A 14,808-nucleotide genomic window follows, 5' to 3' on the forward strand; every position below is an offset into this window, starting at 1 on the left:
CGCTTCGCAACCCTTCGCGGACAAGTCCGCTCCCACGCCCTCCGGGCAGAAGCCCTTATTTCAACTATCGTGTGACGCAGCGCGTCCAGAAATGCCCATTGCAGCGTGAGGAACGAGAGTCGTTACTACTGAACCCGCCTGCAGAATAAAAAAAGGGAAGCCACCAGTGCTTCCCCGAGGTAAACAGTTGAATGTTGTGAACGGCTGATCAGCCTTCGATCTCGACCAGTATCTCGCCCGGATTGACGCGGTCGCCCTTGGCAACGTGGATGGCCACGACCTTGCCGGCCACCGACGCCTGGACTTCGGTTTCCATCTTCATGGCTTCGGTAATCAGCACGGCCTGCCCGGCCTTGACCACATCGCCTTCCTTGACCAGCACGTCGACGATGTTGCCCGGCATGGTGGTGCTGACGTGGCCCGGCGCGCTGGCCTGCTTGCGTTTGCTGGCACCGCCGCCGACAAATTCGTTGAGTGGCTCGAACACCACTTCTTCCGGCATGCCGTCGATGGTCAGGTAAAAGTGGCGCTTGCCCTCGGCCTTGACGCCCACGCCGGTGATGTCCACCCGATAGGTTTCGCCATGTACATCGATAACGAACTCGGTCGGCACACCCTCGCCGCCTGCCTTGGCCACGCTTCCGGCTTCGGGGATCGGCAACAACACTTCCGGCGTCAGGGTCCCGGCAGCGCGCTCTTCCAGAAACTTGCGGCCAATGTCCGGGAACATCGCAAAAGTCAGTACGTCCTCTTCGGATTTGGCCAGCGCACCAATATCGGCGCGCAGCTTGGTCATCTCCGGCCGTAGCAGGTCAGCAGGACGAACATCGATCAGCTCTTCGTTACCAATCGCCTGACGACGCAGCGTTTCATCGACCTGCCCCGGCGCCTTGCCGTACCCGCCTTGCAGATAAAGCTTCACTTCGTTGGTGATGGTCTTGTAGCGCTCCCCCGCCAGCACATTGAAGAACGCCTGAGTGCCTACGATCTGCGAGGTCGGCGTCACCAGCGGTGGATAACCCAGGTCTTTGCGCACGCGCGGAATTTCCGCCAGCACTTCGCTCATGCGATTGAGCGCACCCTGCTCCTTGAGCTGATTGGCGAGGTTGGAAATCATCCCGCCCGGCACTTGATTGACCTGCACGCGGGTATCGACTGCGGTGAATTCGCTCTCGAACTGGTGATATTTCTTACGCACTGCGTAGAAGTACAAACCGATTTCCTGCAACAGCTCCAGATCCAGGCCGGTATCGAACTCGCTGCCTTTGAGCGCCGCGACCATCGACTCGGTGCCCGGATGGCTGGTGCCCCAGGCGAAGCTTGAGATCGCCGTGTCTATATGGTCCGCGCCGCTTTCAATCGCCTTGAGTTGACACATCGCGGCCAGACCGGCGGTGTCATGCGAGTGAATGAACACCGGCAGCGACTGTTCGGCTTTCAGCGCCTTGACCAGCTCGCCGGTGGCATAGGGCGTCAGCAGACCTGCCATGTCCTTGATGGCCACCGAGTCGCAACCCATGGATTCCATTTGCCGAGCCTGCGCGACGAATGCTTCGATGGTGTGAACCGGGCTAGTGGTATACGCGATGGTGCCCTGCGCATGCTTGCCAGCCGCTTTAACCGCTTCGATGGCAACGCGCAGGTTACGCACATCGTTCATCGCATCGAAAATCCGGAACACGTCGATGCCGTTGACCGCCGCCTTGGCCACGAACGCTTTGACCACGTCATCGCTGTAATGCCGATAACCCAGCAGGTTCTGCCCGCGCAGCAGCATTTGCAAACGGGTGTTGGGCAACGCCGCACGCAGCTGGCGCAGACGCTCCCACGGGTCTTCCTTGAGAAACCGCACACAGGCATCGAACGTCGCGCCGCCCCACATTTCCAGCGACCAGTAGCCGACCTTGTCGAGCTTGTCGCAAATCGGCAGCATGTCTTCGGTGCGCATGCGGGTCGCCAGCAACGATTGGTGAGCGTCACGCAGGATGGTGTCGGTTACAAAGATCTTCTTGGTCATTGGTAGCTCCTTTCAAGCTGCACGTTTCAAGCTACAAGCCGCAAGTAAAAGCCGAGTCGCTCTTGCTTGAAGCTTGCAGCTGACAACTTGCAGCTGACTCATTCATAAGCCTGCATGTGCGGCAATGGCGGCAGCGATGGCCAGGGCCAGCTCTTCGGGTTTGCGCTTGATCGAATAATTGGTCAGCTCAGGGTGGCTTTCGACAAAGCTGGTGTTGAACTCACCGCTGCGAAATTCCGGGTTGCGCAGAATTTCCTGGTAATAGGCCGCAGTGGTCTTCACCCCTTGCAGACGCATGTCATCCAGCGCACGCAGGCCGCGGTCCATCGCCTCTTCCCAGGTCAGCGCCCAGACGATCAGCTTCAGACACATCGAGTCGTAGAACGGCGGAATCGTGTAGCCGGTGTAAATCGCCGTGTCGGTGCGCACGCCAGGTCCGCCGGGCGCGTAATACCGGGTGATCTTGCCAAAGCTGGGCAGGAAATTGTTTTTCGGGTCTTCTGCGTTGATCCGAAACTGCAGGGCAAAACCGCGATGAATGATGTCTTCCTGTTTGACCGACAACGGCAAGCCGGACGCAATACGGATCTGCTCGCGAACAATGTCGATACCGGTGATTTCTTCGGTGATGGTGTGCTCGACCTGCACACGGGTATTCATCTCCATGAAGTACACCTCGCCCTCGGCGAGCAGAAACTCCACGGTGCCGGCGTTCTCGTAACCCACAGCCTTGGCGGCACGCACCGACAGATCACCGATGTAAGCGCGCTGCTCCGGGGTCAGTTGCGGGCTTGGCGCGATCTCGATCAGCTTCTGGTTGCGGCGCTGAATCGAACAGTCCCGCTCGAACAGGTGCACAACGTTGCCGAAGCTGTCGCCGAGGATCTGCGCTTCGATGTGCTTGGGATTGACGATGCATTTTTCCAGAAAGACTTCCGCCGAGCCGAAGGCCTTGGTCGCCTCGGAAATCACCCGGGGAAAAGCCTGCTCCAGCTCTTCGCGGCTGTTACAGCGGCGAATGCCACGCCCGCCGCCACCGGAAGTGGCCTTGAGCATCACCGGATACCCGATGCGTTCGCCTTCGGCCAGCGCTTCTTCGATATCCGCGACATTGCCTTCGGTGCCCGGTGTTACCGGTACGCCGGCCTTGATCATGCTGCGCCGCGCTTCGGTCTTGTCACCCATGCGGCGAATCACTTCTGCCGAAGGGCCGATGAACTTGATGCCACGTTCGGCGCAGATGTCGGCCAGTTCAGCGTTTTCCGAAAGAAAGCCATAGCCGGGATGCAGCGCATCGCAGCCGGTTTCCACTGCCAGATTGACCAGTTTGCGTGGGTTCAGGTAACCCGCCAGCGGTTCAGCACCAATGCTGTAGGCCTCGTCGGCACGTTTGACGTGTAACGCATGACGGTCTGCATCGGAGAAGATCGCCACCGAGCGAATGCCCATTTCGGCACAGGCACGCACGATGCGGACGGCGATTTCTCCGCGGTTGGCGATCAGAATTTTTGTTATCACTGATGATTCCTCGACCCTAAAGACCAAACCGGTCAGCACATCCAGGCAAGCACTGCACTCGTGCTTCTTGCAACCAGGCATGCGACTCAATGTCGCAGACACACCCTATGCCGGATCGAGAATTAACAAAAATGAGTAAAAGTTGGGCGATGCATAAGTAAAACCTTATAGTTATCGACCAGCCCGACAGAAAGAATTTTTAGCTATGCGTAAGTCATTGATGCGCATCACATTGCGCCAGCTGCGTATCTTCAACGAAGTGTGTGATCTGCGCTCATACAGCCGCGCCGCAGAAGAAATGTCCCTCACTCAGCCCGCAGTCAGTTTGCAGATACGCCAACTGGAAGAGCTGATCGGGCAGCCGCTGTTCGACTACGTTGGTAAGAAGCTGTACCTGACGGAAGCGGCTGAAGCCCTGCAATCCGCCAGCCGGGATATTTTCGGACGCCTGGAAAGCCTGGATATGCAGCTTTCAGACATGCAGGGCTCGCTGCAGGGGCAGTTGAAACTGGCGGTCGAGTCGAGCTGCAAATACTTCATCCCGCATCTGTTTGCTGCGTTCAAGCGCAACTATCCTGAGGTCAGCCTGAACTTGATGGTGGTCAATCGTGCGCAGATCATCAGGCGATTGTCAGATAACCGCGACGATCTGGTAGTGATGTCGGCCGTGCCGCAGCACATGGGACTGGAGTTTCTGCCGTTTCTGAACAATCCGATTGTCGCCGTCGCACCGGCCGATCATCCATTGAGCAACCGCAAAACCTTGAGCCTGAAAGATCTGGAGCCGTGGCCGCTGCTGACGCGCGAACCGGGGTCGGGCACACGTCTGGCCTGCGAGGAATATTTCAAGGAAAAGCGCGTGCACTTCACGCAGACGCAAGAGGTGGCTTCCAGCGAAGCACAGCGTGAATGCGTGGTGGCCGGGCTGGGCCTGGCGATGCTGACGCGACACGCAGTCTGTCAGGAGCTCGCCACTGGCACTCTGGTGGAGTTGCCCGTGGCGGAGCTTCCGCTCTACCGAAGCTGGTGCGTGGTGCAGGCCAGAGACAAACGCCTGTCACCCGTGGCGCACGCGTTCCTTGCGTTCATCCGCAGCGAACGAGCGCAGATCAGCCAGCTTGTCGAGCGTTTCGACGGTCGACCGCGGGAGGCGTAACGGTCTGCCAGACGGTGTTTTTCACGCCATCCATGTAGTCACAGAGTTCTTGATTGAGCTGACGCGCTTCACTGTAGCTCTCGATTGCCCGACGAAATTCCATGCGACGCTGATCTTCCTGCTGACGGCGGGTTTTCACGGTGCTGTTGGGTAAATCATCGTAATGCCGAGCCATGTCCTGTCTCCCAATACGTTTTGTGGGAGCACCAGAATGGAGCGCGGCAGTGACAGTCAGACGGCGGACACATGACAGCTTGGTTAAATTTTGAAACGTGATAGCCAGCTCGGAAATGAGAAAAATATATATTTACCGCGCTCCAGTGCCCAAAACGACAGAAACTGGCCCTGCAGGACGCAATTAACTCATTGAATCAATTAATAGCAAGGAGCTACCCAATGACTGGCAAAAACAAAAACTGGATTGTGCGCGATGACAGAACGTCAAGCGTGAACACCCTGACAGTAGCCGGCCTCGTGCCAACTACCTCCAGCAACGCGATCCCGATGCTGGCTGTCAGCAACACACGGGGTGGTACCGGCCTACTGGCCCTGAACCTGACTTACAAGACAGAAGGTGCCGGCCTGACAGTCATGGGCGAGGCGCAGGTTGTATACACCCAGCCAAGCGACCCGACCATTACCACCGTCTGTATCTATAAGGATGGTGAGTTGGTGGTAAGCATTGACGACATAACCGTCATACGTTGATCGACGCGCAACAGCTTAAGAACAGCTCTCCCCAGACGCCTCAGGGTTTCCGGGGGGAGCTTTCTTCGTTGCTGCAGCGACTGCGAATAGCATCAATCTTCGTGGGTCTTGATCGACTTTGGCGACAGACGCAAGCCGCGCAGGCTGCGCTTGACGCTCTTGAGGTGGTTGACCAGGCTCGGCCCTCGGGCCATAGCAACGCCCATCGCCAGCACATCAATGACCACTAGATGTGCGATGCGCGAGGTCAACGGCGTGTAGATTTCGGTGTCTTCGTGCACATCGATGGCCAGGTTGACCGAGGACAGCTCGGCCAGCGGCGTCTGGCTCGGGCACAGCGTGATCAACGTCGCGCCGCTCTCGCGGACCAGGTTGGCGGTGATCAGCAAATCCTTGGAGCGCCCAGACTGGGAAATACACACCGCTACATCCGTCGGCTTGAGCGTGACGGCCGACATGGCCTGCATGTGCGGGTCGGAATACGCCGCCGCGGTCAGCAGCAGCCGGAAGAACTTGTGTTGCGCATCGGCAGCCACCGCGCCTGACGCGCCGAAACCGTAAAACTCGACCCTATTGGCGCCGGCCATTGCCGTGACCGCCAGTTGCAAGGCGTGAGGATCAAGGTTCTCGCGCACTTCCATGAGCGTGTGCAGGGTGGTGTCGAAAATCTTCAGGCTGTAATCAGCGACCGAATCGTCTTCGTGAATTGCGAACTGGCCGAAACTGGCTCCCGCCGCCAGACTTTGCGCCAGCTTCAGCTTGAGGTCCTGAAACCCGGTGCAACCAATGGCGCGGCAGAAGCGCACGATGGTCGGTTCGCTGATCCCGACGCTGTGCGCCAGATCAGCCATGGAACTGTGCATCACGGCCGCAGGGTCAAGCAACACATGGTCGGCTACCTTGAGCTCCGATTTGCGCAACAGGTGACGTGACTGGGCGATGTGTTGCAGCAGATTCAAGGGGCAGACTCGGCAAGAGGAAAAGGGGCTGGCTGTAGCTTTCTTGTAGTTATACTACATGACCTGCGAGCCGCCCAGTTAAACGACGCCGGGACACCTTTCACGGGCTTGAAAAAGATAATTCACAAAAAAATGTGGGAATAATCCTACATCACGTATCAGCTCGAGCCAGCGTAGCCTGAGCACAATCGATTCACGCAGCAGGCGACGACCGGTCGTCAGCGCCTCGGTTTTTTTAATGCCTGACGCAAAGCATGGTTTGCCCGTCATCGCGCGGCACCCTAGAATGCGCCGATGCGCGATGATCTCTCTCTCCTTCTGAATTCCCTCAACGATGCCCAACGTCAGGCCGTAGCTGCCTCGCTGGGTCGTCAGTTGGTTCTGGCCGGTGCTGGCTCCGGCAAAACCCGTGTGCTGGTGCATCGCATCGCCTGGCTGATGCAGGTCGAGCAAGCCTCCCCGCATTCGGTCCTGTCGGTGACGTTCACCAACAAGGCGGCTGCCGAGATGCGCCACCGCATCGAGCAACTGATGGGCATCAGCCCGGCCGGCATGTGGGTGGGCACTTTCCACGGTTTGGCGCACCGCTTGCTGCGGGCGCACTGGCAGGAAGCCGGGCTGGTGCAGACCTTCCAGATTCTCGACAGCGATGACCAGCAACGCCTGGTCAAGCGCGTGATGCGTGAGCTGGGCCTGGACGAGCAACGCTGGCCTGCGCGCCAGGCGCAGTGGTTCATCAACGGTCAGAAAGACGAAGGCCTGCGCCCGAAACATATTCAGGCCAGCGGCGATCTGTTTCTGACCACCATGAAAAGTGTCTACGAAGCCTACGAGACCGCCTGCCAGCGAGCGGGCGTCATCGACTTCTCCGAACTGCTGCTGCGCGCCCTGGACCTGTGGCGCGATAATCCGGGCCTGCTCGCGCATTATCAGCGCCGCTTCAGGCACGTGTTGGTCGACGAGTTCCAGGACACCAACGCTGTTCAGTACGCCTGGTTGCGCCTGCTCGCTCAAGGCGGTGACAGCCTGATGGTGGTCGGCGACGACGATCAGTCCATCTACGGTTGGCGCGGTGCGAAGATCGAGAACATCCACCAGTATTCGTCCGACTTCCCGGATACCGAAGTGATCCGCCTGGAGCAGAACTACCGCTCAACGGCGAGCATCCTCAAGGCCGCCAACGCGCTGATCGTCAACAACAGCGGTCGCCTGGGCAAGGAGCTTTGGACCGATGTCGGTGACGGCGAACTGATCAATCTGTATGCCGCCTTCAACGAACACGATGAAGCACGCTACGTGGTCGAGACCATCGAAAGCGCGCTGAAAACCGGTATCTCACGCAACGACATCGCCATTTTGTACCGTTCCAACGCCCAGTCGCGGGTGCTGGAAGAAGCCCTGCTGCGCGAGCGCATTCCGTACCGCATCTATGGCGGGCAGCGCTTCTTCGAGCGCGCCGAGATCAAGAACGCCATGGCCTATATGCGCCTGCTCGAAGGCCGTGGCAACGACGCGGCACTGGAGCGAGTGATCAACGTTCCGGCACGCGGCATCGGTGAAAAAACCGTCGAAGCGATTCGTGAGCATGCGCGACACGCCGACGTCTCGATGTGGGAAGCCATGCGCCTGCTGGTCGCCAACAAGGGCCTGACCGGGCGCGCAGCGACTGCCTTGGGCGGGTTTATAGAACTGATCGAGAACCTGTCGGCGAAGGTCATGGAGATGCCGCTGCACCTGATGACCCAGACAGTCATCGAGCAATCCGGACTAATCACTTATCACGAGCAGGAAAAAGGCGAGAAAGGCCAGGCCCGGGTAGAAAACCTTGAGGAACTGGTCAGCGCCGCACGCGCCTTCGAGAACCATGAGAGCGATGAAGAGCTGACGCCACTGGCGGCCTTCCTCGGCCATGCTTCACTGGAGACTGGAGACACTCAGGCACAGGAGCATGAGGAGAGCATCCAGCTGATGACCCTACACAGCGCCAAGGGTCTGGAGTTCCCGCATGTGTTTCTGGTGGGCATGGAGGAAGGGCTGTTCCCGCACAAGATGAGCCTGGAAGAACCGGGCCGTCTGGAGGAAGAACGGCGCCTGGCCTATGTCGGTATCACCCGCGCGATGAAACAGCTGGTAATGACTTACGCCGAGACGCGTCGTCTGTATGGCAGCGAAACCTACAACAAGGTCTCGCGTTTCGTACGTGAAATCCCGCCAACGCTGATTCAGGAAGTGCGCCTGTCCAACAGCGTCAGCCGCCCGTTCGGCGGCACCCCGAAATTCAACAGCAGCAGCCTGTTCAATGGCACCGGCATTCCAGAGACCGAGTTCACCATGGGCCAGCGCGTCCAGCATGCGGTGTTCGGCGAAGGCGTCATCCTCAACTTCGAAGGCGCCGGCGCCCAGGCACGCGTGCAGGTCAACTTCGCTGATGGCAGCAAGTGGCTGATGATGGGCTATGCGAAGCTGGTGGCGTTGTAGGGTAGGCCGGTCAATCATCGTCCATACGCCCCTGACTATCGTTCCCACGCTCTGCGCTCAGCGTTATACACAAGTCCGCTTTTGATTCTGGCCGGAGGCCGTGGGAGCGTACCGGGCGACGCTTCGCTTGNTGTTCGCGAAGACGGTGGTTCCAGCGATACATATTCGCGGAATGTACCGACCCCTTCGCGGACAAGTCCGCTCCCACGTCCTTCGGACAGAAGCAGGCAGTTGATTCGGCCCCAAAACCGCATCGACAGGCTTAACGCAACCCCTTGTGGGAGCGAACTTGTTCGCGAAGGCGATGTTTCAGTCGATGCATTTTCGGCGATTATAAAGACCTTTTCGCGAACAAGCTCGCTCCCACGCCCTTCGGGCAGAAGCCTAGAGGCCATTTATTCCGGGCGTTCCAAGACCTGTGTATAACCTCGTTGCGTGGGGTTAATCACAAGTCCTACGAAGCGCGCTGAAAAGTCCTACGCTGTCTGTGTAAAAGTCCGAAACACTAACGCGCTGTTCATGTGGTCATCGGCTGTGCAACATGACGCGCGTGCAATCACCAAACGGGAATACCCTTATGCAACGTTTTCTAAGCATCGCGATGGCGCTGTGCATCGGGCTCACCATGAGTCTGGATGTAAACGCCGCGCGCTTCGGTGGCGGCAAGAGCATGGGCTCGGCGCCTACCCATCAGGCGCGTCAGACCGCACCCTCCACTCCGGCAGCCGCGCCTAACGCTGCTGGCCGGCCTGCCGCTGCGGCCAGCGGTGCGTCGCGCTGGCTGGGCCCATTGGCCGGTATCGCTGCCGGTGGCCTGCTCGCGTCGATGTTCATGGGCGACGGCTTCAACGGCCTGCAACTGTTCGACATCCTGATCATGGGTCTCATTGCCTTCCTGATCTTTCGCTTCATCGCGCGTCGTCGCCAGCAGCAACAGCCGAAAATGGCCGCTGCCGGTGCGCCGTACCAGCGTGAAGCCAGTCAGCCTGGGCAAAACCCGATTTTCAGCAGCTCGGCAACTGCTTCCGCCGCGCCCGTGATCAACGCACCGGCCTGGTTCAATGAGGAGCGCTTTCTGGAAGCGGCTCGCGGTCATTTCCAGGCGTTGCAGCAGCACTGGGACGCCAACGAGATGGACAAGATCGCCGAGTTCGTCACTCCGCAGATGCTGCAATTCCTGAAAAAGGAACGTGCGGATCTGGGCGACGGCTTCCAGTCGACCTTCATCGACAACCTCAGCGTTCAGCTGGACGGCGTCGATGATCGTGCCGACAAGACCATCGCCACACTGACCTTCTCCGGTGTTTCCAAGACGTCGCGTTTTGATCAGGGCGAAGTGTTCAGCGAAAGCTGGAACATGGAGCGGCCACAAGGCGACAACCAGCCATGGCTGGTGGCAGGAATTCGCCAGAACGGTTGAACCAGATTCCGTTCTCGCGTTCAGAACCCCGGACATGTCCGGGGTTTTTTGTTTATCCGTTCGGATAGTTATTTTGAGAAAGGCTTTACGCTACTGTATAACCCGCGCCATCAAGTGAAAGGAGCTGTGTCGTGGAAGAAGTCATTGAACAACTGCGTGAAGCAAACGAACCCGTCCCGGTTCCGCTTGAGCTGCCCGATGAAGACCAACTGGTCGAGATCGAGGAACAACTGTTCATCAATATTCCGTTCGTCTTCAAGGAGTTTCTCCTGACGGTCAGTGATGTGGTGTATGGCAGCCTTGAACCCGTCACAGTGACCGATCCGCAGTCGCACACTTACCTGCCGGAAGTCTGCGCGACCGCCTGGGACCTGGGCGTACCGCGCGAGCTGATTCCGATTTGTCAGGACGGCGACGATTATTACTGCGTCGAGGAAGACGGCACCGTGCTGCTGTGGTCCGCTGAAGAAGAGCTGGTGACCGAGGACAGCTGGGAGTCGGTCTGGCATTGGGCTCGGGATGTCTGGCTGGAAAGCTGAGACACCCCTGCTGCACCGCCCCTGAAAAGATCGCCGGGCTCAGTGCCCGGATGACTCCGGATGGTTGCCCAGGGTCTCCAGCAGCGCGATCTGCATCCGCGTATGCACACGGATCAGCCAGCGCCACAGCAAGGCAGCGACCAGAGCGGCTATCAGCGCAATCACCAGCAGCAATTCGCTGGCTGGCACAATGCTCGCCGACAGCGCTGCCAGCATCACGAAGATCACCACCAGCGACAATAGCGGGATCACCTCCGCCACCACTTTGCGCACGCGCACGGTATGCCGACCTGCCATCTCGGGCTTGACCCCCATCTCTGCCAGCAGCATCGACAGCGCCTTGAGCTTGCGGTAGGCCGCGATCAGAAACGGCAACGACAGCAACAGTGCCGCGCCGCAGATCCAGGCTTTCTGATGGCTGATGTCTGGCACCCACTCGCTCATGTAGCCGCCAAGACGCTCGGCGAAGTAGGCACCGCTGAAAAAGATCGCCATCACCAGCGCCAGATTGACCCCCACCTGCAACAGAATTTTTCGGATCATCCCGGCAAGCACTGCGCTCTGCCCCTGCGGCTGAATGCTGCGCAGCCATTCGCCATACATACCGAACACCCGCGCCACTCGCCGGGGCATGATCGCCGCCAGCTTGAGCGACAACGGATCAGCGCCGCGAATCAGATAAGGCGTCAGCAAGGTGGTGATGGCCGAGACGGCGACGGCCACTGGGTAAAGAAAGTCGCTGGTGACCTGCAGCGTCATGCCCAACGCTGCGATGATGAAGGAAAACTCGCCAATCTGTGACAGTCCCATGCCCACGCGCAACGAGGTGCGGCCGTCATTGCCGGCGATAAAGGCCCCGAGACCGCAGGAAATCATTTTGCCCAACACCACGGCGACGGTGATGACCGCGATGGGCCAGGCATAGTCCAGCAGGATGTTCGGGTCGATCATCAAGCCGATGGCGACGAAGAAGATCGCGCTGAACATGTCTCGAATCGGCTCGATCAACCGTTCAATTTTCAGCAGTTCGCGAGACTCGGCCATGATTGCGCCGATCAGAAACGCGCCCAGCACCATGCTGTATTCCAGCTTGACCACCAGCAGGCAGAAGCCGAAGCACAAACCCAGCACAGTAATCAGCAACATCTCGTTGCTTTCGAACCTGGCAACGTAAGACAGCAGCCTTGGAACCAGAAGAATCCCGACGACCAGCGCCACGATCATGAACAGCGACAGCTTGCCCACGGTGGAGAACACTTCGCCCGAACTGACCGAGCCGCTGACCGCGATGCCGGACAGAAGCGCGATGATACCGATGCCGAGGATGTCTTCGACGATCAGCACGCCAAAGATCAACTGCGCGAAATGCTGGTTCTTCATCTTCAGGTCGTTGAGCGCCTTGACGATGATGGTGGTCGAGGAGATCGCCAGAATCGCGCCCAGAAACAGCGAATCCATGGTTTTCCAGCCGAAGAACTGGCCGATCTCGTAGCCGATCCAGATCATCAGGGAGATTTCGAGGAAAGCCGCGATGAACGCCGTCGCACCGACCTTGAACAGTTTGCGCAGGCTGAATTCCAGCCCCAGACAGAACATCAGGAAAATGACCCCGAGCTCGGCCAGGGTTTTAATGGTGTCTTCGTCGTGGATCAGGCTGAACGGCGGCGTGTGCGGGCCGATGATGAACCCGGCAACGATGTAACCCAGTACCACCGGCTGCCTGAGACGATGAAACAGAATGGTCACCACACCGGCCACCAGCATGATCACTGCCAGATCCTGAATGAAGTTGATGGCATGCATGGCGGCAAAGCTCCTTGTGAAGATGACGTCCTGAACCGCTAGCGCCACGCCATCAAAGGCATCAGCCATGCAGTTCGTCACCAAAATCCGATTAAAACGCAGGAAAAAACCCGATCCACGGGTTTTTGCAGGTTATCACTGCCCCCTTCGACATAAAGCCGGTGCAATATATGGAAACAGATAGTTATCAAGCGTGACGGCCGCCTGCCTTCCAGCGTCCCGATAACTGTCGCAAGCCCTTCTGAGCGCCAGCATAGGCGTCCTTTGAACACCTTGACCGTGTGAGTACGCTATGGAACCCGGAAACGCCCAGCTGTCGATGACTGTATTGATGACGCCGGACATGGCCAACTTCTCTGGCAATGTGCACGGCGGTACGTTGCTCAAGTACCTCGATGAAGTCGCCTACGCATGTGCCAGCCGCTACGCCGGACGCTATGTGGTAACGCTGTCCGTGGATCAGGTGATTTTCCGTGAGCCGGTGCATGTCGGCGAACTGGTGACCTTTCTGGCATCGGTCAACTACACCGGCAATACCTCGATGGAAGTCGGCATCAAGGTGGTGACCGAAAATATCCGCGAGCGCTCGGTACGCCATTCCAACAGTTGCTTTTTCACCATGGTTGCCGTGGACGACAACCGCAAACCCGCCAGCGTCCCGCCGCTGGAGCCGGAATCTGCCGATGCGAAGCGTCGTTACATTCAGGCACAGCAACGCCGCCAGATCCGCCAGGAACTGGAAAAGCGTTATCAGGACATCAAGGAAGAAGCACTGTAACCCTGCGGCTCAGGCAGCGATGCCTGAGCTATTGGCCGGGTCTGAAGATTACAAACGTACCGCTTCGAACTTCACCCGTGGGTGTGCAATACGATCCTGGGCGCGGACCAGTTCCAGCTCGTAGCTGCCGCAAGCCTGGGTTTCCAGTAGCACTTCGTGGACCGCTGCTGCGGTGAACTCGAACGCAGCGACCAGATCGTCGCCCAACAGAACCCGCGACAGGAACAACCCGGACGTCAGGTCGCCCACGCCAACCGGCTGGCGGGGAAATGCCAGCAGCGGACGACGCAGGTGCCAACTGGCATCGGCCGTCACCAGCAACATTTCAAAACCATCGGCGGCCTTGCCGGGGTAGTCGAGGTGTTTGACCACCACCGCTTTGGGACCCCGCGCCAGCAACGCGCGGGCCATCGCCAGACAATCGAGCAGTGATTGCGGCTTGCGGCCCGAGAAGCTGTCCAGTTCCAGCTGGTTGGGGCACATGAAGTCGGCCATCGCAGCGGCCTCGTCCAGCAGGAAGTCCCCGACTTCCGGAGCGACGATACAGCCTTTTTCGGGATGGCCCATTACCGGGTCACACAGGTACAACGCCTTGGGGTTGGCGGCCTTGATGCGCGCCACACCGGTCAGAATCGCGCGGCCCTGCGCCGCACTGCCCAGGTACCCGGACAGCACGGCATCACAGTTGCCTAGCTCGCCAATCGCCGCGATGCCGTCGATCAGCGCCGGGATCTGCTGCGGGGCCAGTACTTCGCCCGTCCACTGCTTGTACTGCGTGTGATTGGAGAACTGGACCGTGTTGAGTGGCCAGACATTGACCCCGATACGCTGCATCGGGAACACCGCTGCGCTATTGCCGGCATGGCCGAACACCACATGGGACTGAATGGCGAGCAAGTGGGGCGTACGTTTCATGGGTGTGGAATCCTGAACACGATGCAAATGCAGTAATGAGAAATATAAGTGGCGCAGTATGGCTGTAAATCACTCCGGGCAGTTAAGCTGGTCACTCCTTTGTTGGAGCACCCTGTCATGCTGACCCTGGGAAATATCTTCGTGCTGATGCTGTTCGCAAGCGCTGCGGCCTGGTGGTGGCACGCCCATGGTCTGCGCGAAAAGGCGCTGGCCCGCGTAAAACAGCACTGCGCACGCCTCGAACTCCAGCTATTGGACGACGCCGTCGCACTGCGCCGCCTGACCTTCGCCCGCGATGCACAAGGCCGCAAGCGTCTGGCCCGGGTCTACGGCTTCGAGTTCACGGTGACCGGCGAACAGCGTCACCCCGGCACCATCACGATGTTCGGTGCACATACCGCGCAAATCGAACTGGCCCCCTATCCATTTGAAATCAAAACACCACCACCCAGTGCGGAAGTCATCCAAATGAGTGAATGGCGCCAATCGCATCAGAAGTGGAAGCAGTAGCGGCTGG

General features: G+C 58.8%; 13 protein-coding genes. 7 read left to right on the forward strand and 6 right to left on the reverse strand.

Annotated features, from left to right (window positions below):
- Window positions 1-208: 208 nt before the first annotated feature.
- Window positions 209-2,017, reverse strand: coding sequence for a sodium-extruding oxaloacetate decarboxylase subunit alpha (gene oadA, locus ABJ99_RS12375; protein ID WP_054086086.1), 1,809 nt, complete (start codon window positions 2,015-2,017; stop codon window positions 209-211).
- Between the two features lie 102 nt (window positions 2,018-2,119).
- A complete protein-coding gene (locus ABJ99_RS12380; protein ID WP_054086087.1) occupies window positions 2,120-3,535 on the reverse strand; it encodes an acetyl-CoA carboxylase biotin carboxylase subunit in 1,416 nt (471 codons plus the stop codon).
- Between the two features lie 205 nt (window positions 3,536-3,740).
- Between ABJ99_RS12380 and ABJ99_RS12385 the strand changes: the two genes are divergently transcribed.
- On the forward strand, window positions 3,741-4,691 hold the full coding sequence (locus ABJ99_RS12385) for a LysR family transcriptional regulator (protein WP_054086088.1): 951 nt from the start codon (window positions 3,741-3,743) through the stop codon (window positions 4,689-4,691).
- On the opposite strand, the gene ABJ99_RS27020 is transcribed toward ABJ99_RS12385, so the two are convergent.
- Entirely contained in the window at window positions 4,645-4,830 is a 186-nt protein-coding gene (locus tag ABJ99_RS27020; RefSeq protein ID WP_162234993.1) for a PA3496 family putative envelope integrity protein, read from the reverse strand. The two genes, ABJ99_RS12385 and ABJ99_RS27020, sit on opposite strands and share 47 nt — an antisense overlap.
- A gap of 257 nt (window positions 4,831-5,087) precedes the next feature.
- On the opposite strand from ABJ99_RS27020, the gene ABJ99_RS12390 reads away from it, so the two are divergent.
- A complete protein-coding gene (locus tag ABJ99_RS12390) occupies window positions 5,088-5,399 on the forward strand; it encodes a hypothetical protein (RefSeq protein ID WP_054086089.1) in 312 nt (103 codons plus the stop codon).
- A 92-nt stretch (window positions 5,400-5,491) separates the two neighbouring features.
- Here the strand turns inward: ABJ99_RS12390 and hexR are convergent, their stop codons facing one another.
- Window positions 5,492-6,358, reverse strand: coding sequence for a transcriptional regulator HexR (hexR, locus tag ABJ99_RS12395; RefSeq protein ID WP_054086090.1), 867 nt, complete (start codon window positions 6,356-6,358; stop codon window positions 5,492-5,494).
- Between the two features lie 294 nt (window positions 6,359-6,652).
- Between hexR and uvrD the strand changes: the two genes are divergently transcribed.
- From uvrD to ABJ99_RS12410, 3 genes are all read left to right on the forward strand, one after another.
- Window positions 6,653-8,836, forward strand: a complete 2,184-nt coding sequence (gene uvrD / locus ABJ99_RS12400) for a DNA helicase II (protein WP_054086091.1) — start codon at window positions 6,653-6,655, stop codon at window positions 8,834-8,836.
- A gap of 577 nt (window positions 8,837-9,413) precedes the next feature.
- Window positions 9,414-10,256, forward strand: coding sequence for a Tim44 domain-containing protein (locus ABJ99_RS12405; RefSeq protein ID WP_054086092.1), 843 nt, complete (start codon window positions 9,414-9,416; stop codon window positions 10,254-10,256).
- Window positions 10,257-10,387: 131 nt separating this feature from the next.
- Window positions 10,388-10,795: an SMI1/KNR4 family protein gene (locus ABJ99_RS12410; RefSeq protein ID WP_007252280.1), complete on the forward strand. Its 408-nt coding sequence runs from the start codon at window positions 10,388-10,390 to the stop codon at window positions 10,793-10,795.
- Between the two features lie 39 nt (window positions 10,796-10,834).
- Here the strand turns inward: ABJ99_RS12410 and ABJ99_RS12415 are convergent, their stop codons facing one another.
- Entirely contained in the window at window positions 10,835-12,598 is a 1,764-nt protein-coding gene (locus ABJ99_RS12415) for a cation:proton antiporter (protein ID WP_054086093.1), read from the reverse strand.
- Between the two features lie 292 nt (window positions 12,599-12,890).
- On the opposite strand from ABJ99_RS12415, the gene ABJ99_RS12420 reads away from it, so the two are divergent.
- The gene (locus tag ABJ99_RS12420) at window positions 12,891-13,376 is read left to right on the forward strand and encodes an acyl-CoA thioesterase (RefSeq protein WP_005895029.1); all 486 of its coding nucleotides are present in this window, start codon (window positions 12,891-12,893) and stop codon (window positions 13,374-13,376) included.
- Between the two features lie 48 nt (window positions 13,377-13,424).
- Here ABJ99_RS12420 and pdxY read toward each other — a convergent pair whose 3' ends face one another.
- On the reverse strand, window positions 13,425-14,291 hold the full coding sequence (gene pdxY / locus ABJ99_RS12425; RefSeq protein ID WP_007252283.1) for a pyridoxal kinase PdxY: 867 nt from the start codon (window positions 14,289-14,291) through the stop codon (window positions 13,425-13,427).
- 117 nt (window positions 14,292-14,408) lie between these two features.
- On the opposite strand from pdxY, the gene ABJ99_RS12430 reads away from it, so the two are divergent.
- On the forward strand, window positions 14,409-14,801 hold the full coding sequence (locus ABJ99_RS12430) for a DUF3301 domain-containing protein (protein ID WP_010434068.1): 393 nt from the start codon (window positions 14,409-14,411) through the stop codon (window positions 14,799-14,801).
- Window positions 14,802-14,808: the final 7 nt, after the last annotated feature.

The organism is Pseudomonas syringae pv. cilantro (genome assembly GCF_001293775.1).
Taxonomy (GTDB): domain Bacteria; phylum Pseudomonadota; class Gammaproteobacteria; order Pseudomonadales; family Pseudomonadaceae; genus Aquipseudomonas; species Aquipseudomonas syringae_P.

Bases quoted from the DNA above. Each gene is read 5' to 3' on its own strand.
- ABJ99_RS12385 (WP_054086088.1), top strand. From the start codon at position 3,741: ATGCGTAAGTCATTGATGCGCATCACATTGCGCCAGCTGCGTATCTTC.
- ABJ99_RS12405 (WP_054086092.1), top strand. From the start codon at position 9,414: ATGCAACGTTTTCTAAGCATCGCGATGGCGCTGTGCATCGGGCTCACC.
- ABJ99_RS12390 (WP_054086089.1), top strand. From the start codon at position 5,088: ATGACTGGCAAAAACAAAAACTGGATTGTGCGCGATGACAGAACGTCA.
- uvrD (WP_054086091.1), top strand. From the start codon at position 6,653: ATGCGCGATGATCTCTCTCTCCTTCTGAATTCCCTCAACGATGCCCAA.
- oadA (WP_054086086.1), bottom strand. From the start codon at position 2,017: ATGACCAAGAAGATCTTTGTAACCGACACCATCCTGCGTGACGCTCAC.
- ABJ99_RS12430 (WP_010434068.1), top strand. From the start codon at position 14,409: ATGCTGACCCTGGGAAATATCTTCGTGCTGATGCTGTTCGCAAGCGCT.
- ABJ99_RS12420 (WP_005895029.1), top strand. From the start codon at position 12,891: ATGGAACCCGGAAACGCCCAGCTGTCGATGACTGTATTGATGACGCCG.
- pdxY (WP_007252283.1), bottom strand. From the start codon at position 14,291: ATGAAACGTACGCCCCACTTGCTCGCCATTCAGTCCCATGTGGTGTTC.
- ABJ99_RS12415 (WP_054086093.1), bottom strand. From the start codon at position 12,598: ATGCATGCCATCAACTTCATTCAGGATCTGGCAGTGATCATGCTGGTG.